Origin of the sequence: Amycolatopsis sp. NPDC051071 (assembly GCF_040682875.1) — a bacterium.
Lineage (GTDB): Bacteria > Actinomycetota > Actinomycetes > Mycobacteriales > Pseudonocardiaceae > Amycolatopsis.
In genome coordinates this window covers 12603-35637 of record NZ_JBFBBY010000020.1, presented here as the reverse complement: position 1 = coordinate 35637, position 23035 = coordinate 12603, and the positions used below count along the sequence as shown (strand labels likewise).

The 23035-nt window shown below is 67.6% G+C and carries 21 protein-coding genes and 1 pseudogene; 11 read left to right on the top strand and 11 right to left on the bottom strand.

Going from position 1 to position 23035, the window contains the following annotated elements; all coding sequences use genetic code 11:
• Positions 1–2: 2 nt before the first annotated feature.
• From AB0M65_RS10045 to AB0M65_RS10020, 6 genes are all read right to left on the bottom strand, one after another.
• Positions 3–1712, bottom strand: coding sequence for a hydantoinase B/oxoprolinase family protein (locus AB0M65_RS10045; RefSeq protein WP_364024326.1), 1710 nt, complete (start codon positions 1710–1712; stop codon positions 3–5).
• Positions 1709–3769 carry a hydantoinase/oxoprolinase family protein gene (locus tag AB0M65_RS10040; protein ID WP_364024323.1) on the bottom strand — a complete coding sequence of 687 codons (2061 nt, stop codon included), beginning with the start codon at positions 3767–3769 and terminating at the stop codon, positions 1709–1711. Before AB0M65_RS10040 ends, AB0M65_RS10045 begins: the two co-directional genes overlap by 4 nt.
• Positions 3766–5397 carry a thiamine pyrophosphate-binding protein gene (locus tag AB0M65_RS10035; RefSeq protein WP_364024321.1) on the bottom strand — a complete coding sequence of 544 codons (1632 nt, stop codon included), beginning with the start codon at positions 5395–5397 and terminating at the stop codon, positions 3766–3768. Before AB0M65_RS10035 ends, AB0M65_RS10040 begins: the two co-directional genes overlap by 4 nt.
• Before the next feature lie 91 nt (positions 5398–5488).
• Positions 5489–6115 (bottom strand): pyridoxamine 5'-phosphate oxidase family protein, encoded by a 627-nt coding sequence (locus AB0M65_RS10030; RefSeq protein WP_364024318.1) that lies wholly within the window; start codon positions 6113–6115, stop codon positions 5489–5491.
• The gene (locus tag AB0M65_RS10025) at positions 6108–7265 is read right to left on the bottom strand and encodes an FAD-binding oxidoreductase (RefSeq protein WP_364024315.1); all 1158 of its coding nucleotides are present in this window, start codon (positions 7263–7265) and stop codon (positions 6108–6110) included. Before AB0M65_RS10025 ends, AB0M65_RS10030 begins: the two co-directional genes overlap by 8 nt.
• The gene (locus tag AB0M65_RS10020; RefSeq protein ID WP_364024312.1) at positions 7249–8262 is read right to left on the bottom strand and encodes a glutathione S-transferase C-terminal domain-containing protein; all 1014 of its coding nucleotides are present in this window, start codon (positions 8260–8262) and stop codon (positions 7249–7251) included. Before AB0M65_RS10020 ends, AB0M65_RS10025 begins: the two co-directional genes overlap by 17 nt.
• A 95-nt stretch (positions 8263–8357) precedes the next feature.
• Here AB0M65_RS10020 and AB0M65_RS10015 point away from each other — a divergent pair, with 95 nt between their 5' ends.
• A complete protein-coding gene (locus AB0M65_RS10015; protein ID WP_364024310.1) occupies positions 8358–9734 on the top strand; it encodes a wax ester/triacylglycerol synthase family O-acyltransferase in 1377 nt (458 codons plus the stop codon).
• Between the two features lie 77 nt (positions 9735–9811).
• Here the strand turns inward: AB0M65_RS10015 and AB0M65_RS10010 are convergent, their stop codons facing one another.
• A complete protein-coding gene (locus tag AB0M65_RS10010; protein WP_364024307.1) occupies positions 9812–10798 on the bottom strand; it encodes a PQQ-dependent sugar dehydrogenase in 987 nt (328 codons plus the stop codon).
• A 295-nt stretch (positions 10799–11093) separates the two neighbouring features.
• Here AB0M65_RS10010 and pqqA point away from each other — a divergent pair, with 295 nt between their 5' ends.
• The 5 genes from pqqA to pqqB all read left to right on the top strand — a co-directional run bounded on the left by pqqA (position 11094) and on the right by pqqB (position 14197).
• On the top strand, positions 11094–11189 hold the full coding sequence (gene pqqA / locus AB0M65_RS10005) for a pyrroloquinoline quinone precursor peptide PqqA (protein ID WP_364024304.1): 96 nt from the start codon (positions 11094–11096) through the stop codon (positions 11187–11189).
• Between the two features lie 113 nt (positions 11190–11302).
• Entirely contained in the window at positions 11303–11983 is a 681-nt protein-coding gene (gene pqqC / locus AB0M65_RS10000; RefSeq protein WP_364024439.1) for a pyrroloquinoline-quinone synthase PqqC, read from the top strand.
• A 2-nt stretch (positions 11984–11985) separates the two neighbouring features.
• Positions 11986–12258, top strand: coding sequence for a pyrroloquinoline quinone biosynthesis peptide chaperone PqqD (gene pqqD / locus AB0M65_RS09995; protein WP_364024301.1), 273 nt, complete (start codon positions 11986–11988; stop codon positions 12256–12258).
• Positions 12249–13337 carry a pyrroloquinoline quinone biosynthesis protein PqqE gene (gene pqqE / locus AB0M65_RS09990; protein ID WP_364024298.1) on the top strand — a complete coding sequence of 363 codons (1089 nt, stop codon included), beginning with the start codon at positions 12249–12251 and terminating at the stop codon, positions 13335–13337. The genes pqqD and pqqE overlap by 10 nt, the downstream gene beginning before the upstream one ends.
• The gene (gene pqqB / locus AB0M65_RS09985; RefSeq protein ID WP_364024295.1) at positions 13334–14197 is read left to right on the top strand and encodes a pyrroloquinoline quinone biosynthesis protein PqqB; all 864 of its coding nucleotides are present in this window, start codon (positions 13334–13336) and stop codon (positions 14195–14197) included. Before pqqE ends, pqqB begins: the two co-directional genes overlap by 4 nt.
• 161 nt (positions 14198–14358) lie before the next feature.
• Here pqqB and AB0M65_RS09980 read toward each other — a convergent pair whose 3' ends face one another.
• Positions 14359–15333, bottom strand: a complete 975-nt coding sequence (locus AB0M65_RS09980; RefSeq protein WP_364024292.1) for an aldo/keto reductase — start codon at positions 15331–15333, stop codon at positions 14359–14361.
• Positions 15334–15441: 108 nt separating this feature from the next.
• Here AB0M65_RS09980 and AB0M65_RS09975 point away from each other — a divergent pair, with 108 nt between their 5' ends.
• Positions 15442–15951 (top strand): helix-turn-helix domain-containing protein, encoded by a 510-nt coding sequence (locus AB0M65_RS09975; protein ID WP_364024289.1) that lies wholly within the window; start codon positions 15442–15444, stop codon positions 15949–15951.
• Positions 15948–17155, top strand: a pseudogene (locus tag AB0M65_RS09970) (MFS transporter). Before AB0M65_RS09975 ends, AB0M65_RS09970 begins: the two are co-directional and overlap by 4 nt.
• Before the next feature lie 42 nt (positions 17156–17197).
• Here AB0M65_RS09970 and AB0M65_RS09965 read toward each other — a convergent pair.
• Together AB0M65_RS09965 and AB0M65_RS09960 are read right to left on the bottom strand one after the other, a co-directional pair.
• Positions 17198–18574: an amidase gene (locus AB0M65_RS09965; RefSeq protein WP_364024287.1), complete on the bottom strand. Its 1377-nt coding sequence runs from the start codon at positions 18572–18574 to the stop codon at positions 17198–17200.
• A gap of 7 nt (positions 18575–18581) precedes the next feature.
• On the bottom strand, positions 18582–19571 hold the full coding sequence (locus tag AB0M65_RS09960; protein WP_364024284.1) for a D-2-hydroxyacid dehydrogenase: 990 nt from the start codon (positions 19569–19571) through the stop codon (positions 18582–18584).
• Positions 19572–19671: 100 nt separating this feature from the next.
• Here AB0M65_RS09960 and AB0M65_RS09955 point away from each other — a divergent pair, with 100 nt between their 5' ends.
• Genes AB0M65_RS09955 through AB0M65_RS09945 form a run of 3 tightly spaced genes read left to right on the top strand, consistent with a single transcriptional unit; the run spans position 19672 to position 21919 of the window.
• On the top strand, positions 19672–20412 hold the full coding sequence (locus tag AB0M65_RS09955; protein ID WP_364024281.1) for an Asp/Glu/hydantoin racemase: 741 nt from the start codon (positions 19672–19674) through the stop codon (positions 20410–20412).
• A gap of 43 nt (positions 20413–20455) precedes the next feature.
• Positions 20456–21223: a maleate cis-trans isomerase gene (locus tag AB0M65_RS09950; protein WP_364024278.1), complete on the top strand. Its 768-nt coding sequence runs from the start codon at positions 20456–20458 to the stop codon at positions 21221–21223.
• A gap of 3 nt (positions 21224–21226) precedes the next feature.
• Positions 21227–21919 carry a GntR family transcriptional regulator gene (locus tag AB0M65_RS09945; protein ID WP_364024275.1) on the top strand — a complete coding sequence of 231 codons (693 nt, stop codon included), beginning with the start codon at positions 21227–21229 and terminating at the stop codon, positions 21917–21919.
• Between the two features lie 169 nt (positions 21920–22088).
• Here AB0M65_RS09945 and AB0M65_RS09940 read toward each other — a convergent pair whose 3' ends face one another.
• Positions 22089–22565, bottom strand: a complete 477-nt coding sequence (locus AB0M65_RS09940; RefSeq protein WP_364024272.1) for a DUF4262 domain-containing protein — start codon at positions 22563–22565, stop codon at positions 22089–22091.
• Positions 22566–23035 lie beyond the last annotated feature (470 nt).

The following is a 23035-nucleotide window of genomic DNA, read 5'->3' as shown; positions in this document are numbered from 1 at the left end:
ACCTATCTCCCTCTCGACAAAACAGCCGTGTAGTCCTCCGGCAGCCGGACAAGGGCGCCGGGCTTTCCGTGGTAGGTGACCTCGACGCCGTACAGTTCGCGCGCGGCTTCGACGGAAACGTAACCGTCGACGACGTCGGCGAGCACGGCCTCTAGTTCGCGTTCGAACGGGTCGCCGTACCCGCCGCCACCCGGCAGGATCACGTCCACGACGTCGTCCGGCCGCAGGTTCACCCGGCTCTTCGACGGCAGGCCGGTTCCCCCGGCGAGCCCGAACCGGCCCGCGGCCCCATCATGCCCCGAGTCCACACCGGACGCCGGTCGAAGCACCCGATCGACGTTCCCGTTGACACTCCACGAAATCTCGCCGCGTGCGGCCATCGCCGTACGCTGGCCGAGGCCGCCGCGCCGACGCCCTGCGCCACCGGAATCCACTCGCAGCACCCGCTCGCGCTGCACCAGTGGCGCCATCGTCTCGATGACTTCGGTCGGTGTCGATCGCAGCCCGCTGGGGAATCCGGTGGTACTGAGACCGTCCTTGGTGGCCCGTGCCCCGATTCCCCCGGTCTGGAAGACGTTGAGCATGAATTCGGCACCCGAGGCATCGGCTCCGCGCCAGATCGTCATCCACAACGCGTCCGCGCTGTGCGCCAAGGCGTTACCCGGTAGCGCCTCGTACAACGCGCTGATCAGCAATGACGGCAGGAAATGCCCGATCAGATGCCGTGACGCGACCGGCGCGGGTGGCGTGCAGTTGAGCACCGAACCTTCGGGCGCGGTGACGTGCACCGGCCGGAACGAGCCCGCGTTGTGCGGCACTTCCGGGGAAATGGCCGCCTTGACCGCGAACGAGGCGTACGCCCGCGTGTAGTTGAGGACGACGTTGATCCCGCGGCGGCTCTGCGGCGACGATCCGGCGAAGTCGAGGTGGATCTCTTCGCCGTCGACGGTCACGGTGACCTTGAGGACGACCTCCTCGTCGTCGAAACCGTCGGTCAGCAGCTCGCTGGTGTAGGTACCGTCCGGCAGTTTCGCCAGCGCGTCCCGCAAAGCACGCTCGGAGCGGTTCATGATCTCGGCGGCGACGTCGTCGAGTGAGTCCAGCTCGAACTCCTCCAGCAACCGCACCAGACTGGCCGCACCGACCTCGTTCCCGGTGACCTGCGCGTACAGGTCGCCGATGGTCTCCTCCGGCGTACGCACGTTCGCGCGGATCAGCAGTTCGAGATCCGCGTTGACCTCGCCCGCGCGGAGGAACTTCATGATGGGCAGGCGCAGGCCCTCCTCGAAGACCTCGCTGGCCTCGGCCGAGACCAGCCGCCCGCCGATATCCGGGGCGTGGCAACAGGAAGCAAACCACGCGACCAGCCGTCCCCGCAGGAACACCGGTGTGGCCACGGTGATGTCGTTGATCTGCCCGGCCGTCTGCCACGGATCGTTGGTGAGCAGGACGTCACCCGGTTCCAGTTTCCCCGGCGGATACGCGGCGACGAAGTGATGCATCCCGGTCGCCATCGCGTTGATGTGGCCAGGGGTCCCGCCGACGGACTGGCCGATCATCTCGCCACGCGAGTCGAACACCGCGCAGGCGAGGTCGAGCGATTCCCGGACCACGGACGAGAACGCCGTGTTGACAAGCGCGTTCTGCTGTTCGGCCAGTATCGAGTGCAACCGGTTTCCCAGCACTCCGACCAGAATCGGGTCGACACTCATACCGTCACCACCAGACTGGCGTCTTCGCCGACCACGCATCGAGCACCCGGCGGAATGACCACAGTGGACTCGCGTTCCTCGACGATGGCCGGGCCTTCGACGCGATCGGAAGCCCGGAGCCGGTACCGATCGAACACGGCCGTGTCGACAAATCCACCTACCGAAGGGAAGTAAGCCGGACGACTCCCCTTGCGTGCTTCACCTTCGGTCTCGACGGCGGTGAGCTTCAGTGTGACCTCGGGTGCCGGACCGCTGGAGACGACCCGCCAGTTCAGCACCTCGATCGCCACGTCCGGCCCGGTTCGCTGATACAGCGACCGATAGGTCTCGGTGAACGCGTCGACCAGTGAGTCCGGCCAGGCACCCGGCTCGACCGGCACGCGGATCTCGTACCCCTGACCGGAGTACCGCATCTCGGCGACGCGGCGATGCGTCACCTTCGCACTGTCCACACCGGACTTTTCGAGCAATTCCGTGCCCTCGGCCTCCATCTCCGCGAACAGCGCGTCGACCTGCTCCCAAGAGAGGTCGAGCACCGCCGCACGCGCCGAGCGCACGAAGTCGAAGGCCAAGGGCGCGGTGAGGAACCCCGCCGCGCTCAGCACTCCGGCGGCCGGTGGCGCGACCACCTCGGGTGCGCCGAGCGCGCGTGCGACACCGACACCGTGCACCGGTCCGGCGCCGCCGAAGGTGAACATCGGCAGCTTGGCCGGATCCTTGCCGCGTTCGACGGCGTGCACGCGGGCGGCGTTGGCCATGTCCTCGTTGACGCTGGTGTGGATACCCCAAGCGGCCTCTTCGACGCTGACGCCGAGTGGTTCGGCGATCTTCGACCGGATCGCCTCACGCGCTCCCTCCACGTCCAAAGTCATTCCCCCGCCGAGAAAATAACCGGGGTCGAGGTAGCCGAGCACGAGGTCGGCGTCGGTCACGGTCGGCTCGGTGCCGCCGCGGCCGTAACAAACCGGCCCTGGTTCGGAACCGGCCGAATCCGGGCCGACGGTGAGCAGGCCGAGCGCGTCGATCCGGGCGAGGGAGCCGCCACCGACACCGATCTCGATCATGTCGGTGACCGGGACCTTGACCGGCAGCCCGGAACCCGGCAGCAGCCGGTACTTCCGGTCCACTTCGAACTCGTGCGTCACCAGTGGCGCGCCACCGGAGATCAGGCAGAGTTTCGCCGTGGTACCGCCCATGTCGAAGGCCAGCAGATCCTCGATCCCGGCCGCGGAGCCGACGGCGGACGCGGCCAGCGCCCCACCGGCCGGGCCGGATTCGAGGAGGCGGATCGGGTAACGCGCGGCGGTGTCGACGGTCGCGATGCCACCGTTGGACAGCATGATGTGCGGCGACGGCCGCACACCGGCCTCGTGCAGGCGTCGTTCCAGATCACGCAGATAGCGCTCGGTGAGGTCCTGGACGTAGACGCATGCGACCGTGGTCGACGTGCGTTCGAACTCGCGGATCTCCGGGACGACCTCGCCCGACAGCGCGACCCGCAACCGCGGTGCGACGTCCTTGAGCACCTCGGCCGCCCGGCGTTCATGCGCCGGATTGGTGAAAGCATGGAGAAAGCAGATCGCCACCGCGTCGATCCCGCGTGCGTCGAGCTCGCGCCCGAGACGTGCCACGTAGTCCTCGTCCAGTCTGATGTGGACGGTTCCGTCGGCGAGGATCCTTTCGGGGACGTCGAAGCGGAGGTGACGTGGCACCAGCGGTACCGGCAGTTCGATGAGCAGGTCGTACAACTCGTACCGGTGCTCGCGGCGCATCTCCAGCACGTCACGGAAACCGGCGGTGGCCAGCAACGCGGTACGCGAGCCCTTGCGCTCGATCAACGCGTTCGTGACCAGCGTGGTGCCGTGCACGAACTGCTCGACATCGGCCGCGTCCAGCCCGGCGTCCGCGAGTGTCCTTTTCAGACCTTCTTCGACCGCGCGGGCGGGCTCGTCGTGCGTCGTCAGTACTTTGCCGACGGCGACGACACCGGTCTCGTCGAGTACGCAGACATCGGTGAACGTGCCACCGATGTCCACGCCGACGCGGAGCCCCGTCACGAAGATTCCTTGCGGTACCAACGCGGTGAGGTGTTGAGTGGCGGCGTCATCTTCGCGCGGACGACCAGCACGTTCGGCTCGTCGGACTCGACGAACTCCCCGAGCAGCCGCCGGAACGCGCGTCCGAACCCGGAGACGCGGTCCGCGTGCACCCCGAAGGAGCGGGCGAGGCCGACGAAATCAGGGCTGTCCCAGTCGACGCCGCGACGTGGTAGCCCGGCACGGTCCTGGTCGTAGCGGAGCATTCCGTAGCCGCCGTCGTCGACGATGATCACCGTCACCGGCAGCTGTTCCTGCGCCAGGGTGGCGAGATCGCCGACGCCGAACAGGAATCCGCCGTCGCCGATGACGCAGATCGCCCGCCCGGTCTCCGCCGCGCCTGCGCCGAGTGCCGCCGGGAAGCCGTAGCCGAGGGTGCCCCAGCCCATCGGGTAAGCCAGTTTGCGCGGGGCGCGGACGCGGTGGAAGCCGCCGATCCAGTAGCCTGCCACACACATGTCCGCGACCACGACGGCGTTCCGCGGCAGCACCTCGTCCAAAGTGGACAGAAGGTCGAAGGCCTGCGGTTCCTCTTCCTTGATCCGCTGCCGGACCCGCGCGGAGACTTTGGCGAGCCTGCCGACGAGCGCCGCGATACCGGGCCGTTCCTCGACTTTGAGCGCCTCGGTGAGCACGCGGGCGTCACCGACCAGCGTGATGTCCGGCGGGTAGTTCTTGGCCGCGTCGTCCGGGTCGACGTTGATCGCGATGAGCTTCTTCGGCTGCGGCATCAGCCAGTTCTGCGTCATCAGCCCGTCGAAGTCGGTACCGATGGCGAGGACGACGTCGGCCTCGTCCCACAGGGCGCCGACTTCGGGCGCGTGCACTGGATTCGGCGCGAGACAAGGATGGTCGACAGACAGGAGGCCACGCGCGCCGAACGTGGTGAGGACCGGCGCGGCCAGCCGTTCCGCGAGTTTGCCGATCGCCTCGCCCGCCTCGGCACGCAGCGCGCCGCCACCGGCCCAGATCAGCGGCCGCTCGGCGGTGGCCAGCAGCGCCTCGGCCTCGGACAGGTCCGGGATCTCGGGCGGCCGGGCATGCGACCTCGGCGGACGACGGGCGGGTGTCCGCTCCGAAAGGAAGTCGGTGGGGACGCCGAGGTACACCGGCCCGCTCTGCGGCTGGAGCGCGAGCCGGGCGGCGCGGTGGAGCGTGGCGGCGACCTGGTCGGCGCTGGTGACGGTGAACCCGGCCTTGGTGACCGGCGCGAACATCGCCTGCTGATCGGAGGTCTCGTGCAGCACGCCCCGGACAACGCCGGGACGCCGCAGGGTCGACGGGATGTCGGTCGCGATGATCAGAATGGGCGCGGCCGACGCCATCGCCTCGCCGACCGCGGCGAGCGTATTCGCCGCGCCGGGCCCGGTGGTCACCAGCGCGACCCCGAGCTTCCCGGTCGCGCGGGCGTAACCGTCGGCCGCGTACCCCGCCGTCTGCTCGTGCCGGACCCCGATGAGCCGGATGTCCGTATCGGCCAGCGCCTCCCATAACGGCAGGTTGTGCACCCCGGGGAGACCGAAGACGACTTCGGTCCCCAGAGCGGTCAGCGCGTCGGCCAGATGCTGGGCTCCGGTGGGTGAAGGCACCCCGCCGATAGTGCCAGATCGTTCAACGATCCAGCAACCGTGACCAACTGGCTCGTGAGTGATAGAAACGGATCTCGCATGCTCAAACAGGTCAGTACAGACCGGCCGCGTACCTGCTTGGCTCGTAGTAGGACTCCAGGTCCGCCATACTCTCTTCCGGCCGCTCGAAGGTCTTGGTGATGGCCGCGCGGGACGGCACGGCCTCGGGCGTCCACGTCTCGGGAGCCCAGAGCTTCGACCGCATAAAAGCCTTCTGGCAGTGGTGGAAGATCTCGTCGATGTCGACGACCAGCGCGAGCTTCGGCCGGTTCCCGTTCACGACCATGTCGTCGAAGAACGGCGCCTCCCGCACCAGCCGTGCCCGGCCGTTGATCCGCAGCGTGTCACCCCGGCCGGGAATGAGGTAGATCAACCCGACGTGCGGATTCGACAGCACGTTGTGGAAACCGTCGGCACGCCGGTTACCCGGCCGCTCCGGGATGGCGATCCGCGTGTCATCCAATACCAGCGTGAACCCGGCCGGATCGCCCTTCGGCGAGACGTCGCAGGTGCCGTCCGCCGCCGACGTCGCGATCAGGACGAACGGTGACTCCGCGAGCCATCGCCGGTCCAGCTCGTGCAGTTTCGGCCGCGACTTGTCCGCGTTCCGCCGGCTCGGCGGCGGCAGGATCTCACGCAGCTCCGCCTCGGTGGTGACCTCGATGAACTCCTCAGACAATGTTGTGCTCCCTGCTCACGGCCCGATCGCCGGCGAACCGCCGGACGTCGAGTTCGGTGATGTCGATGGCCGGCACCCGCCCCAGGTACAGGTCCCGCACGAGCTCCCCCACGGCCGGGCCCATCTGGAATCCGTGCCCCGAAAAGCCCGTCGCGTAGAAGAACCGCGACACCTGCACACTTTCCCCCACGATCTGGTTGCGGTCGGGCGTGACCTCGTACAGCCCGGCCCAGCCGCCGCGGATCCCCGCGCCGAGTACCGCGGGCACCCGCCGCGCGGCGATCTCGGCCAGCTTCGGCAGCCAGTCGCCCGGCTGGTAGCGGGTGTCGAAACCGGGATCGCCGTCGCCGTCGCAGAAGGACATCGCCAGGCCGAGGCCCTCACGGTGAAAGTAGAACGCCGAGGGCATCTCGATGGTCAGCGGCACGGATTCGGGCAGGCCCTTGACCGGACCGGTGAACACGACCTGCCGCCGGAACGGCCGCACCGGCAGGTCGACGTCGGCGAACTCGCCGATCCGGCCCGACCAGGCACCCGCCGCGCAGACCACGGCCGTCGTGCGGACGAAACCGTCGTCTGTCCGGACGCCGGTGATCTCGTCGCCGTCCCGTTCGATCCCGACGACCTCGACACCGGTTCTCAGCACCGCGCCGTGACGGCGGGCCGCTCGCGCGTAGCCCTGGACCGCGGCGTCCGGGGTGGCTTTCGCGTCGTCCGGCGACCACAGTGCCGCTACCACGCCCTCGCTGTCGATCAGCGGGGAGAGCCGCCGCGCCTCGGCCGGTTCGACAAGCCTGCTGCGGACGCCGTAGGAGTTCTGCAGTGCGACGCAGCGTTCGAACTCCGGCAGGTCCGCCGGGTCGGTGACCAGGTACAGGTAGCCGTCGCGGCGGAAGTCGATCTCGGCGCCGTACGTCTCGGCGAAGGAGGCGTACTCGGCCAGCCCACGCAGGCCGATCTCGATGTTGACCCTGGTGGTGAACGACGAGCGGATCCCGCCTGCCGCCTTCGCCGTCGAACCCGCGCCGAGGCCGTCCCGTTCGAGCAGGAGCACGGAGGCGCCGGCGGCGGCGAGCCGGTACGCGCAGCTGACCCCGATGATGCCGCCGCCGATGACGACGATGCCGGCCTGTTCAGGAAGTGGCTCCATCCGTGTCCCCGATCCGTTCGTCCTCAGGCGGCGGCCCCGGCGGCGTACCGTCGCCGAACGGGCGCCCGCCCAGTTGCTCGCGGTGATGCGGCACCGCCCAGCCGGACGGGTCCGGGCCGAGCGGGACGATCCGCGTCGGGTTCACCTGCTCGTGCACCGCGTGGTAGTGCCGCTTGATGTGGTCGAAGTCGACGGTGTCACCGAATCCCGGCGTTTGGAAGAGGTCACGGGTATAAGCCCACAGCACCGGCATTTCGGTCAGTTTGTGCCGATTGCACTTGAAATGCCCGTGATAAACCGCGTCGAAACGGACGAGCGTGGTGAACAACCGGATGTCCGCTTCGGTGATCGTGTCACCGACGAGGTAACGCTGCTTCTCCAGACGTTCGGAAAGCACGTCCAGCATGGCGAAGAGCCGGGTATAGGCGTCGTCGTACGCGGCCTGTTTGCTCGCGAAACCGGCTTGGTACACAGCGGCGTTGACGTCGGCGTAGACACCCACGTTGACGTCGTCGATCTCGTCGCGTAGCCGCTCGGGATAGAGGTCAGGGGCACCGGACCGGTGAAGACTGGTCCATTCGGTGGAAAAATCGAGTGTGATCCGCGGGTAGTCGTTGCTGACGAGCCGTCCACTCGGAATGTCCACAATGGCCGGAACGCTGATCCCGCCCAGATAGTGCGGGTCGGCGGCGTGATAGGCCTCGGCGAGGTACTTGATGCCGAGCACCGGGTCCCGGCCATCGGGATCGAGGGTGAACCGCCAGCTCTTGTCGTCCTGGATCGGGTCGGTCACGGCCACGCTCAGCGCGGGCTCCAGGCCGAGCAGCCGCCGGACGACCAGCCCTCGGCTCGCCCATGGACACGCCCGGTTCACCACAAGCCGGTACCTTCCCGCCTCGACCGGCCAGCCGTCACGGCCGTCGGCGGTGATACGCGCGTCGAAATGGTTTCCGGACCGACGGAACTCGCCCGTCTCCGGATCGGTCGGGATCGTCATGTCAGTCACCCTAAAGCGTGAGAAGGTGGTTGCGGTGTGCGTAGACTCTCGCACCCGGCGTGCTCGCACGCCGCCGCGCGGAAGGTGGTCCCACGATGCCGTTGATGCCCGTGACCGACTCGATGTTCCTTCTCGTGGAGACGCGCGAACATCCGATGCACGTCGGCGGACTTCAGCTGTTCAAGAAACCCGAGGACGCCGGACCCGACTACCTGCGAGACATCCGCCGGAAACTACTCGATTCCGACAACATGCGCCCGGTGTTCCGGCGCCGTCCCGCCCGGCCGGTCAACACCGCCGGGCATATCGCCTGGGCGACCGACAACGATCTCGAACTCGACTACCATTTCCGGCATTCGGCGCTGCCCCAGCCCGGCCGGATCCGCGAACTGCTGGAACTGACCGGGCGCTGGCACGGCACACTGCTCGACAGGCACCGTCCACTGTGGGAAATCCACCTGGTGGAGGGCTTGCAGGACGGCCGGTTCGCGATCTACAGCAAGATCCACCACGCGCTGATGGACGGCGTCTCGGCTTTGCGGCATCTGCAGGGAACGCTGTCGGATGACCCGGATGACCTCGACTGCCCGCCGCCGTGGGGTTCCCGGCCCAAACCCGACGGCGGCCGCAACGGCAAGGCGACCCCCTCGGTGTTTCAGACGATGGGGAAGACGGTCAACCAGCTCGCCGGCATCGCACCCGCCGCGGTGAAGGTGGCGCGGGAAGCGTTCCAGGAACACACCCTCACGCTGCCGTCGCAGGCGCCGAAGACGATGCTGAACGTGCCGATCGGCGGGGCGCGACGGTTCGCCGCGCAGTCGTGGTCGCTCGACCGCGTCCGCAAAGTGGCCACCGCGGCCGGGGTGTCACGCAACGACGTCGTCCTCGCGATGTGCTCGGGCGCGTTGCGGGACTACCTGATCGAACAGAGCGCGCTGCCCGACGCGCCGCTGATCGCGATGGTCCCGGTTTCCTTGCGGCGTAAGGACAGCGGTGACGCGGCGGGCAACAACATCGGTGCGCTGCTGTGCAACCTCGCCACTCATCTGACCGACCCGGCCGCGCGGCTCGCGACGATCAACGCGTCCATGCGCAACGGGAAGAAACTGTTCTCGGAGCTGACCCCGTTGCAGACACTGCTGCTGTCGGGGATCAACGTCGCCCAGCTCGGCATCTCGCCGATCCCCGGTTTCGTGAACAACACGAGGCCGCCGTTCAACCTGGTGATCTCGAACGTGCCGGGGCCACGTAAGCAGATGTACTGGAACGGCGCGTCACTCGACGGCATCTACCCGGCGTCGGTGCTGCTCGACGGGCAGGCGCTGAACATCACGCTGACCAGCAACGGGGGCGATCTGGACTTCGGCATCACCGGCTGCCGACGGAGTGTGCCGCATCTGCAGCGCATCCTCGTCCACCTGGACACCGCACTGGCCGAACTCGAACACGCTGCTTCTCTCGCGCGCAGCTAACCCCTGCGCGTTTAGTCCTCTGGTTGCGGTAGTTGCACACGCAAGGACCGCAACCAGAGGACTAAACGCGCAGGGGGTTAGCTGCCGTCGGAGACGTAGATGGCGCCAGGGGTGATCGTGTAGAGCTGACCGTCGGGACCGGCGACGGCGTCACGGGTGCGGCCGAGGTTGGTCCAGAGCTTGCCACCGTTGCCGTTCAGGTCGAGCTTGTAGGTGCCGCCCTTGAGCGCGGCCATGTACAGCGAGCCCTTGTAGGCCGCCAGCCCGCTCGGCGTCGCCGAGGACGTCGGCCACGCCTTGACCGGGTTGGTCATCCCCGCCGTGGTGCACGGGCCCTCGCAGGTCGGCCAGCCGTAGTTCTTACCCGGCTCGATCTTGTTCAGCTCGTCGAGCTTGTTGTTACCGATGTCGGAGTTGTACAGCTGGCCGTTCACCCAGGTCAGACCCTGGACGTTGCGGTGGCCATAGGAGTAGACCCGGCTGTTGAACGGGTTGCCGGGCGCGGCCGCGCCGTCGGTGGTGACGCGCAGAACCTTGCCGCCGAGGGAGTTCTTGTTCTGCGCGTTGGCGCCGTTCTGGCCGTCACCGGTGCCCGCGTACAGATAGCCATCAGGGCCGAACCTGATCCGCCCGCCGTGGTGGTACTGCGCGCCGCGCGGGATACCGGTGACGATCGGCGTCGGCGCCTGACCGAGCTTCAGCTTGGCGATGCGGTTGTCGGAACTGGTCGTGTAGTAGATGAAGACCGTCTGGTCGGTGGCGTAATTCGGCGAGACGGCGATGCCGAGCAGGCCTGCCTCCGCGGTGACGCTCACCCCCGGGATGGTCTGCACCGTGGTGACCTTGCCCGCCTTGTCGATCTTGCTGATCGTCTTGGCGTCCTTCTGCGTGAAGAGGCCGGTACCGTCGGGTAGGAAGTCGATCGACCAGGCCTGGTTGAGGCCGCTCGCGATCTGTTTGATCGCCTGGACGGACGGCGCTTCGGCGGCCGCGGCCGGTCCGGCCGCGATCGAAACGGCCGTCGCGACGGCGAACGTGGTGGCGAGAGTACGACGTAAGGACATGGGACGCCTCCTTCAGCTATACCCCTGTCGAGTTGGATACAAACACACCATAGGACGAACCAGGCACCACTGGACGGGCTATGGAAAGCACTGGCCTTTAACCGTTGTGTGCGCCGAGCGTGACGACTTGGACCGCTCGATCGCCCATAGGTAGGAATCCTTACGAAATCTTCCGCGAACTCGTCCTTACGTCTGGTCAGAATCGGAGGCCCGCTTCTAGGGTGACGGTGCTCGGCCCGGTTCGTTCCCATGTGGACGAACCGGGGAGGTACGTCAGCGATGCGAGGAGAGCGAAATGATCGAACCCATCGAGGTGTGGACGACGCCCGACTTCGTCGAGTACGAAACTCCCATGGAGGTTACCGCTTACGCGGCCCGCATGGAGGAGTGACTTCCATCCCGGTGGTGGGGACGGGTTCCCCACCACCGCGCCGCCGTCCCGATCAGCGAAACCCCTCCGACGTTGGAGGCAGCACAGTGTCTCTTCCCTCTCTTGCCGCGCCGATGTCCTCGTCGGAATTCACCGCTGCCCTGCGCGGACTTTCGCACCGGTACTGGGGAACGCATCCGTTCCACCACCGGATGCACGCCGGCGAACTCTCCGAGTACGAACTGAAGATCTGGGCCGCGAACCGCTGGTACTACCAATGCGTGCTCCCGCAGAAGGACGCGGCGATCATCAGCAACTGCCCGCTGCCCGAAATACGCCGGGAATGGCTGGACCGCATCGTCTATCACGACGGGGCGAAAGCCGGGGACGGCGGAGCCGAGCGGTGGCTCCGTTTATGCGCGGCTGTCGGGCTGGACCGCGAAGAAGTTCTCGATCAGCGGCACGTCGCACCCGGCGTTCGGTTCGCCGTCGACGCCTATGTCGGCTTCGCCCGCACGAAACCCTGGCTGGAGGCGGTCGCTTCAGGGCTGACCGAAATGTTCGCCGGCCACCTCATGCAGCGGCGCGTCGCCGACATGCTCGCGAACTACTCGTGGATCGCCAAGGAGGACCTCGCCTATTTCACCAATCGCATCGACAAGGTTTCGGGTGAAGGCAAGGGAACCCTCGACATCGTCGTACGGCACGCCGTCACCCGCGAACAGCAGGAGAAGGCGATCGCCGCGCTGTCGTTCAAGACCGACGTGCTCTGGTCCATGCTCGACGCCATCGAGCGCACCGCGGCCAAGGAGTAGCGATGGCCACCATCACCACCGGATCCGTGCCGCGGCTGCGGCGTGGTGTCCGGCTGAGCTATGACCAGACCAGGGAAACGCACGTTCTCCTGTTCCCCGAAGGCGTGCTCGTCCCGAATCCGACGGCGGCCGCCGTACTCTCGTTGTGCGACGGCGTCGCGGACGTGACGGCGATCGCCGCGTTATTACGCGAACGATATGCGGGCGTTCGCGAAGAAGAGATCCTGGACGTCCTGTCCCGGCTGGGAGATCGGTGGATCGTCGAATGGACCTGAACACCTCCACCGCGGCCCCGCCGCTGGGTATGCTGGCCGAACTGACTCATCGCTGCCCGCTGCACTGCCCGTACTGCTCGAATCCGGTCGAGCTGATCACCCGAGACGGCGAACTGTCCACAGAGGAATGGCTTTCCGTGCTCTCGCAAGCGCGGGAACTGGGTGTGCTCCAAGTGCACATGTCCGGCGGTGAACCACTCGCCCGGCCGGATCTGCCCATCCTGGTCGAGCACGCGACGAAACTGGGCTGTTACGCCAACCTGGTGACGTCCGGTCTCGGGCTCACCGAGTCCCGTTTGGACGATCTCGTCGAGCGCGGTATCGCGCATATCCAGCTTTCCGTCCAAGGTGCGACGGCACAACGCGCGGACCTGCTGGCGGGTGCGCGGGCGCACGACCGCAAACTGGTGGTCGCCGAGCTGATCAGGAAGGCCGGGCTGCCGCTTTCGGTGAACGTCGTGCTGCACCGGCGGAATCACGACCAGCTGGCCGGGATCATCGCGCTGGCCGAGGAGATGGGCGCCGACCGGCTCGAACTGGCCAATACGCAGTACTACGGCTGGGCCCTGCGGAACCGCGACGCCCTGATGCCGACGCGGGAACAGCTCGCCGAAGCCGAGCCGATCGTGCGCGCGGCCACCGAACGGCTGCGCGGCACCATGGAGATCATCTACGTCGTCGCCGACTACTACGAGCCATATCCGAAGCCGTGCATGTACGGCTGGGGCGCGCGGCAACTGACCGTGGCGCCCGACGGGAGCGTGCTGCCGTGTCCCGCGTCGACCGCGATCGAGACACTGGAGTTCGACAACGTCCGGGACAAACCGCTGGCGTGGATCTGGTACGAATCGGCTTCCTTCAACGCTTATCGCGGTGAGGACTGGATGTCGGACACCTGCCGCACCTGCGACAGGCGTTCACTCGACTTCGGCGGCTGCCGCTGCCAGGCGTTCCAGCTCACCGGCGACGCCGCCGCGACGGATCCGGTGTGCTCACGTTCGCCGCGGCGCGACGTCGTCGACCTCATCCTCGCCACGCCTTCGAAAACGGACGAACTCGTGATGCGAGCGCCGCGATGAGGGTGATCCTGCTCGGCACCGCCGCCGGTGGTGGTTTCCCGCAATGGAACTGCGCCTGCGCACTGTGCACTTCGGACTCTCCGCCGCGAACCCAGGACTGCGTCGCGGTGAGCGCGGACGGTGAGAACTGGTACTTACTCAACGCCTCCCCCGACATCCGAGCGCAGATCCTCGCCACGCCAGCGCTCCGAGCCGGGCCAGGGCCGAGGGAGATCCCGCTGCGTGGGGTGCTGCTCACCGACGCCGAACTCGACCACTCGCTCGGCCTGCTCCTGTTACGGGAGGCGGGCGGGCTTCCGGTATGGGCTCCGGACGCGGTGCTCCACGCGTTGGCGGAGCAGTTCCCGGCGCGGTCGATCATCGACGGCTACGGTGGCTGGGACTGGCTTCCGGCGTCGGAGATCACCATCGACGGACTTCGGGTGAGCGTGCTCCCGGTGAGCGACAAACGGCCGAAGTACGCACGTTCGTCCACTGAGGACGGTCCTTGGGTGGTGGCGTACCGGATCGAAGACGTCCGGACCGGCGGTGTCCTCGTCTACGCGCCCTGCCTGAAGAGCTGGCCGGACGGGTTCGACTCGTTCACCGACGGCGCGGATCTCGTGCTGCTGGACGGGACCTTCTACGCGCCGGACGAGATGTCGGATGCCACCGATGCCGAGGTCGGGGACGGCGCGCAGCTGGCGATGGGGCATCTGCCGATCACCGGCAGTCTCGCGAGGATCCGGCCGGGCCCGCGGTGGGCCTACACGCATCTGAACAACACGAATCCGGTCGTCGACCCGTCGTCACCCGAGCACGACGCCGTACTGGACGGCGGCGCCTCGCTTCCCGCGGACGGCACGGAGTTCAAGCTTTAAGTGGTTGGTTTCGGAAGTCCTTCGTGGGTATCGGCGGATCCAGGTTTCCGCTGGGCGTGCGGCCGGAAGGTCCTCGTACGGGTTTGTACTCGGACCTTTCGGCCGTACGTCCAGCGGGAAGCTGGGCCGTCGAAACCCCGAAGGACCTCCGAAACCGACCACTAAGCGACGCCTTCGGGACTGGCGCCCGCTACCGGGACGGCGTCGGCGGTGAGGTGGTCGATCTCGGCGAGATCCTCTGCCGTCAAGTCGATATCGGCCGCGGCGAGGCTGGCCTCGATGTTGGCCGCCTTGCGCGCGCCCACGATCGCGACGTGGACGCCCGGCCGCGCGAGCGTCCACGCGATCGCGAGCTGACTGACCGAGATCCCTTTGCCCGCGGCGAAATCCTTCAGCTTGCCGACGACGCCGAGGTTGCGGCGGAAGCTCTCGCCGGTGAACGCCGACGACCGGGAACGCCAGTCGGTCTTCTCGAACGTCGTCTCCGGCGTGAAGGATCCGGTCAGCAAGCCGCTGCCCAGCGGGCTGTAGACCAGCACGCCGATGTCGTTGTCCCGCGCGTACGGCAGCGGGCCGGTCTCGATCTGACGGCGGAACAAATGGTACGGCGGCTGCAGGGTTTCGACGGGCCGGGTCCTGTCGAAGGCCGCGAGTTGCGCGGCGTCGTAGTTGGAGACGCCGACATGCCGGATCTTCCCGGCATCGACGAATTCCTGCAGGATCCCCGCGGTCTCCTCGGCCGGAGCGTCCGAGTCGGGCCAGTGGATCTGGTAGAGGTCGATATGGTCGATGTCGAGGAAGCGAAGGCTGTCTTCGATGCCCTGTGTCAGCCACTCGCGCCGGGAATCGCGAGGCCGTTCGGACCGCGGCTTGATGCCGCCCTTGGTGGCGATGACGAGAGCGTCGCGGTCGCGCTTGAGCTCCTCGCGCAGTGCCTTCCCGAGCATCGCCTCGGACTTCCCGAAGCCGTAAGCCTGTGCGGTGTCGAAGAAGTTGACCCCGAGTTCGCGCGCGTGGCGGATGGCGCCGATCGCCGCGTCCTCGTCGAACGAGCCCCAGTCCCCGCCGAGCTGCCAGGTGCCGAAGGCGATCCTCGACACCTCGAGACCGCTCCTGCCCAATGTGGTCGTACGCATGACTCCAGCAGAGCACAGGCATCGGATCTTCGCACCGGATCTCCCGGCCAACGAAACCCCCAAATAACTGTTTGGTGGTTGGCGTCTCGGCAGTCGATACTTTGCGCCATGCCCGCATCCCCCGAGCTCGACGAACTTCGTGTCCTCGCCCATCCGGTGCGGCTGCGCATTCTGTCGCTTTTGACCGGTGCCGCGATGAGCGCGGCCGAAGCCGCGCGCGAACTCGGTGAGACACAGGCGAATATCAGCTATCACCTGCGGCGGCTGCACGAGGCCGGACTGCTGGACGTCGCCGAAGAGGTCCGGATCCGGGGCGGGATGGCGAAACGGTACCGGCACGATCCGGAGTCCGGTTCACGGTTCAGCACCGAAAAACCGCAGGAACTCGTTTTGACGATGGCCGAAGAACTCAAGCGCCGCAGCGACTTCCGCGCCGTCGGCAAGCGCGGCGAGACGACCGACGCCGAACTGTGGGTCGACCGCGAGACCTGGGAGAAGGCACTCGGGCACGCGCGGGAATTGGGCAGGCTCCTGCACGAGGCCGCACAACCGCCTCGCACCCGCGGCACGATCCCGGTCAACGCGACCGTCTCGTTGTTCGAGATGACGAAGCCGTGACGGCGCTGCGCGCACCCCTGCGCCACCACAATTTCCGCGGGCTCGTGGCCGGTCGCACATTCGGGGAGTTCGGCAACGCCGTGGCGCCACTCGCGCTGGCGTTCGCGGTCATCGACCTGACCGGCTCGGCGGTGGACATCGGCATCGTCGTCGGCGCCCGTTCGGTGGCGAGTGTGCTGTTGTTGCTGTTCGGGGGCGTCCTCGCGGACCGGCTGCCGCGCTCGGTGATCCTGCAGGGCACCGAAGCCGCCGCCACGCTGACCCAGGCGACCATCGCGGCGAGCGTCCTTTGTGGATTCGCGTCGATCCCGCTGCTGGTCGCGTTCAGCGTGGTCAACGGCGCGGTGGCCGCGATCTCCACACCCGCGTCGGCGTCACTCACGCCGTTGACGGTGCCCGCCGTCCTGCTGACGCAGGCCAACGCGCTGGGCAGACTGTTCTCGAACTCCGGCCGGATCGCGGGCGCCGGACTCGGCGGGATCCTCGTGTCCGCGGTCGGCCCAGGCTGGGCACTGGCCGGGAACGCGCTGCTGTTCCTTGGCTCCGCCCTGTCCTACCGGCGGATCCGCCTCAACCGCCGGGAGCCGCCCGCTGGCGGAACTCGCCGAAGGCTGGCGCGAGTTCCGGTCGCGGACCTGGGTCTGGGTCGTGGTCGTCGGAGTTCATGGTGGTGAACGCCGTCCTCGCCGGCGGAATCGCGGTGCTGGGCCCGCTCGTCGCCGATGGCACCTTCGGGCGCTCTGGCTGGGGATTCGCCCTCGCGGCCCAGACGATCGGCTCACTGGTCGGCGGGATCCTCGTCGCGCGATGGCAACCGCGGCGCGCGCTGTTCGTCGGCGTCGCGGTGATCGTGCTCGAAGCACCGCCGCTGATCCTCCTCGGCCAGGCACCCTGGCTGCCGCTGCTGCTCGCGGCGATGTTCGTCTCCGGGATGGCGGTCGAGCAGTTCGTGGTGGCCTGGGACGTGTCGCTGCAGGAGAACGTGCCGGAGGAGAAACTCGCGCGCGTCTATTCCTACGACATGCTCGGTTCCTTCATCGCGCTGCCGCTCGGGCAGATGGCGGCGGGACCGCTGGCCCAGCACTTCGGCGTCAGCGCCACGTTGCTCGCGTGTGCCGTGCTGGTCGTGGCGACCACCTTGCTCGCGCTGTGCAGCTCCGAAGTGCGGGGCCTGGTCCGCAAGACGCACGCCCCGCACCACTGACCGAAAAGTGATAGCAAAGGTCCCTTGCTATCTTTCCGCAGGTCACGGCCAGGGACGGACCTCTTCGAGGAGCTTCGCGACGGCGAGGACCAGGTCGTCGGAGTGCCGGGGGCCGACGATCTGCAGCCCCACCGGGAGCCCGTTGGACGTGCGGCCCGCCGGCACGCTGATGGCGGGCTGCTGCGTCATGTTGAACGGGTAGGTGAACGGCGTCCAGTCCGGCCACCCGCTCAGCCCGCTGCCCGGCGGCACCTCGTGCCCGGCTTCGAAGGCGGGAATCGGTACGGTCGGCGTGATCAGCACGTCGTAGCGCGTGTGGAACTCACCCATCAGGATGCCCAGCGCGGCGCGTTCGGCGTTCGCGCCGAGGTAGTCGCTCGCGGAGAAGGTCTTGCCGAACTCCCACACCTTGCGCAGTCCTGGGTCGACCTTCTCGTCCGAACCGGCGGGGAAGGCGTCCAGCCACTTGGCCGCCCCCGTCGACCAGAGGATGTCGAAGGCGTCCTTGGGGTCGGTGAATCCGGGGTCCGTCTCTTCGATGTGCAGTCCCGCGTCCCCCAGCGACTGGACGGCGGCTTTGACGATCGCCGCGACCTCGGGGTCGACATCGACGTAACCGAGCGTCGGCGAGTAAGCGACGTTCAGCCCCCGTACGTCGCGTCGGACGGCTTCGCGGTAAGTCGCGACAGGCGGGGCGAGCGCGGCGGGGTCGCGGTAGTCGGGCAACGCGAGAACATCGAGGAGCAGCGCGGTGTCGTCCACCGAACGCGCCATCGGCCCGGCGTGCGAAAGCGGCCCGAACGGACTCGCCGGGAACAGCGGGATCCGGCCATGCGTCGGCTTGAGTCCGACGATCCCGCAGAACGAAGCCGGAATCCGGATCGAACCGCCGCCATCGGTCCCGACGGACAGCTCACCCATCCCGGCCGCGACAGCCGCCGCGCTGCCGCCACTGGAACCGCCGGCCGTCGTCGACAGGTCATGTGGATTGCGTGTGATCCCGGTCAGCGTGTTGTCGGTGACGCCCTTCCACGCGAGTTCCGGCGTCGTGGTCTTTCCCAGCAGCACCAGGCCGTTTTCCCGCAGCCGCGCGGTGACCGGGCTGTCGACGTCCCACGGCTGATCGGGGTCGATGCACCGCGAACCACGCAACGTCGGCCAGCCCTGGGTGAGGAACATGTCCTTGATCGAGGCGGGGACCCCGTCGAGCCAGCCGATCGGATTGCCGTCACGCCACCGGATCTCCGACGCCTTGGCCTGGTCCATCGCGCGTTCGGCGTCGACCAGGCAGTAGGCGTTGACGTCACCGTCGCGTTCCTCGACGACGCGCAACGCGTTCTGAGTCGCCTCGACGGGTGAGAACTCTCCGGTGGCATACGCGGCGACGAGTTCGCTAGCGGTCAACTTGATGTCGTTCATCCGGTCCCTAACCTTGGCGAAGCGTCTCCGACGGTACGTACCCGAGCTGCTTGTCCACGACGTTGCGCAGCGGCTCCCCCGCGCGCCAGCGACGGAAGTTGTCCGCGAACACCTCTACCAGAGTAGTGCGCCAGCCGATGAAGTCGCCCGACATATGTGGCGAGATCAGCACGTTCTCCATTGTCCACAAAGGACTATCGGACGGCAGCGGCTCGGTGTCGAAGACGTCGAGCGCCGCACCGCCGACCGGCCCGTCCCGCAGCGCCGCGACGAGGTCGGAGGTCACCACCAGTTCACCGCGGCCCACGTTGACGAACCGGGCGCCGGACTTCATCGCGGCGAACGTCTCGGCGTCGAACATGCCCTTCGTCTGCTCGGTCAGAGGCGCGACCGCGACGACGTAGTCCGCTTCGGGGAGATGGCGTGCCAGGTCGGAGGACGCGTACACGTCGCCGAAGTCGGGATCGTCCTCACGAGAACGCCGCCCGACGCCTGCCACCGACATCCCGGCGGCCCGCAGCATCCGCGCGATCGACCGGCCGATCGGCCCGGTGCCGACCACGAGCACCCGGCGACCGGAGATCCGTTCACTCTCCCGATGCTTCCAGCGCGTCTCTCGCTGAAGTTCCCACGAACGGACGAAGTCCTTGGCGAACGTGAGCACGACGCCGAGCACGTACTCGGCGATCGCCCCGTCGAACACCCCGCGCGAATTGGTGAGCACGACGTCGCTGTCCCGCAGCCCGGGGAAGAGCACCGGATCGACGCCCGCGCTGGCGATATGGAGCCAGCGCAGCCCGTCGGCGCCGTGCCAGGCACCAGGAACGGCCGTCGAGAGGAAATCGTAGACGAAGAGCGCGTCGGCTCCGGATAACGCATCGGCCAGCCCGGCCTCGTCGGTGTAACGAACCACCGCTTCGGCTTCGATAGCGCGCATATCCGGTGGGCGTGCGTCTCCGCAGAGCACCGCCAGCACAGGGGTCTCCGAAGCGATCACGTTGACACCGTAAAAGTGGCTCGTATGATTGTCAACAATCCGAGGAACGACCCCCGGAGCACCGGACCTGTGACAGCAGAAGTACTCCGGAGGCTGAAACTTGGATTTCGACTTATTGGAGTTCGACGGCCCGTTGGCGCAGCGCGGCATCGGCGTGATCGCTCCGTTCGACCTCGCACTGGAGCGCGAGCTGTGGCGCTGGGTGCCGATGGAAGTGTCCCTCCATCTGGCTCGGACGCCCTACGAGCCCGTCCCCGTGAGCATGGAGATGGCCCAGCTCGTCAGCGACAGCCGTCACCTCGCGGCCGCCACGAGGGACGTGCTCCACGTGGAACCCGAAGTCGTCGCGTATCTGTGCACCTCCGGCAGTTTCGTCAACGGCGTGGACTACGAACGCTCCTTGACCAAGGCGATCTGCGACGCCGGCGCGCCGGACGCCGTTACCACCTCCGGCGCGCTCGCCGAGGTCCTGCACCAGCTCGACCTCCACCGGGTCTCGGTGCTGACCCCTTACGACGGCGACCTGACCGGGAAGCTGCACGAGTTCCTGACCGAACTCGGCGTGCGCACGGTGTCGAGCGACCACCTCGGCCTCGGCGGCGGCATCTGGAAGGTCAGCTACCGGACCATCGCCGAACGCATCCTCGCCGCCGACCACGCCGACGCGGAGGCCATCTTCGTCAGCTGCACCAACCTCCCCACCTACGATCTGATCGAGCCACTCGAAAGCGCGCTCGGCAAACCCGTCCTCACCGCGAACCAGCTCACGATGTGGGCCTGCCTCCGGCGGATGAACCTGCCGATCGTCGGGCCGGGCAAGTGGCTCCGTGAGGTCACTTGACCTCCTCCCCTACGATTGTCGACAATCTTCCTCCGGAGGTCCAGTGCCCATCCCGCTCACCCCACCCGAGCCGCCGTCCGAGTCGACGACGATCGGGTTCATCTACCCCGATCACGCGGCCGAAGACGACTACCCGCTCGCGGAACAACTTCTCGGCGGGGACATGGCCGGGATCAAACTTCCGGTCGAGCACATCTACGGGACCGACCTGCACGCCGTGGCCGAACTCCTCGACCTCGGCAGCGAAAGCCGTCTCGCCGACGGTGCCGCACTGCTGGCCAAACACGAACCGGACGCGGTGGTGTGGGCGTGCACCAGCGGCAGCTTCGTCTACGGCTGGGAAGGTGCCCGCGAACAGGCCGACCGGCTGGCCGCCGTCGCCGGTGTCCCGGCGTCGAGCACCTCCTTCGCCTTCGTGCACGCCGCGCACGCGCTCGGCGTCCGGCGGGTCGCGGTCGCCGCCAGCTACCCGGACGACGTCGCCCGGTTGTTCGTCGAGTTCCTCGGCGCGGGCGGGATCGAAGTCGTCTCGATGGGCAGCTCGGATATCGACACCGCCGCCGAGGTCGGCCGGCTCAGCCCGGAAGCCGTCATCGCGCTCGCGGTGAGCCGCGACCACCCGGACGCCGACGCACTGCTCGTCCCCGACACCGCCATGCGGACGCTCGGCGAGATCAACACCCTCGAATCCCGCCTCGGCAAGCCGGTGCTGACCGCCAATCAGGTCACCGTCTGGGAGGGCCTGCGGCTCACCGGGAAGTCCCCGCTCGTCCGCACACTGGGCGCGCTGTTCGGTAAGAGAGGCAACTGAACCATGTCCTTGCCGGATATCGAACCGGTCAGCCGGGAGTCGACCGCCGGGATCATCGCGCGCCAGCTGCGGGACGCGATCATGACCGGCGCTCTTCCTCCCGGCACCCAGCTCGGTGAAACCGAGCTGGCTTCCCGGTTCCAAGTCTCGCGGGGACCGCTGAGGGAGGCGATGCAGCATCTCGTCTCCGAGGGGCTCCTGCGCAGCGAGCGCCACCGCGGGCTGTTCGTGATCGACCTCGAACCCGGCGACGTCTACGACATCTATTCGGCGCGCTCGGCCATCGAGCGCGCCGCGATGCTGCGAGCGCTGCGCGGCGACCGGGAGAAGGTCGCCGCCGTACTCGAAGAAGCCGTGGGGGCCATGGCCGTCGCCGCCGACGACGACGATCCGACCGCGCTCTCCTGGGCGGACCTCCGGTTCCACGAGGCGCTGATCGACGCCTCCGGCAGCAAACGGCTCGTGCGGATGGCACGGACCCTGCTCATCGAGACCCGCATGTGCCTGACCGCGTTGCAAGGGACCTATCAGCGGGTCGAGGAACGCGTCGCCGAACACACCCGGATCATCGAGGCGCTGCGCGCGGGCGACGAGGAAACCGTGCTCTCGCTGCTGGAAGCCCATATGGAGGACGCCGTCCAGCGGCTGGCCCCTGGCACCAGCCTGCGAGAGGGCGAAGCTCCCGCCGTGCCTTAGTGGTCGGTTTCGGAGGTCCTTCGGGGTCTCGACGGCCCAGCTTCCCCCTGGACGTACGGCCGAAAGACCCGAGTACAACCCGGTACGAGAACCTTCCGGCCACACGCCCAGCGGAAACCTGGATCCGCCGATACCCACGAAGGACCTCCGAAACCAACCACTAAGTGCCTCAGCCACGGACCCGCGCTCCCAGCACCGGCTGCCCGCCGGTCCCGCCGCGGAACTCCCTGTCCCACGGCCATCTTCCGTGCTCGTCCTCGTAGACCACTTGCAGGGCACGGAAATCCTCGCCGTACAGAAGGACCGCGGTGGGCATGTGCACGAACGGCGCACTGAGCGGGACGACCTCGAGCGCGGGCCAGCCCACCGCCGCCGGCAGCACCTCACCCGGTTCCGGCGGACCCGACCGGACCGCCTCCTGGGCAAGGAAATTCAGCAGCTGCCCGGATCTTCGCTCTCTCAACCCGGTGACGACGAGTTCCGGCATACCCGCGTCGGTGAGCCCGACCGTGTACGCGTAGGCAGGCTGGACGCCTCCGCCATCGACGGTCTGCACCATCCAGCCGTACTGCCGGATCAGCGGGCGGACCTCCTCGACAAGGTAGTCGTCGCGGGTCTTACCTGGGTTGTCGCAATGCCAGCACATCGGTGCTCCTCCAGTCGTCGAATCCGATGATCGACACTGTGCACCGGAGCACCGACAAGAAGGTGCGACGCCCGCCCCAACACCGGACTTTCTCCTTTGATCACAACGAAATCTCGTTTCACAACCAGTTTCCGGCAGTCACCTCGTGAGCGGCGAGGCAGCGGTGGCGCGTCGGAGTTGCGAAAGCCACTGTCGCAACGCGCGGTAGATGTCTGGAGCGGGGGGCTGAGCGGCGGCGAACCGGGGCGTACGGGACCTCCGTCGAGCGGTGTGCTGCCTCGCCGCCGGACCGCATTCGGTGACTGTGTGGATTTTGGCGCGTCAGATGAGCCAACATCCACACAGTCCCGCACGACAGTTCCTGTCACCACCGGATCCGGGGGGGGGTCGTGAGTGGCAAGTAGGTTCAGAACACGATTTACCACTCACGACCTCGGCCCAAGTCATGAATGGACCATTCATACCTAGCT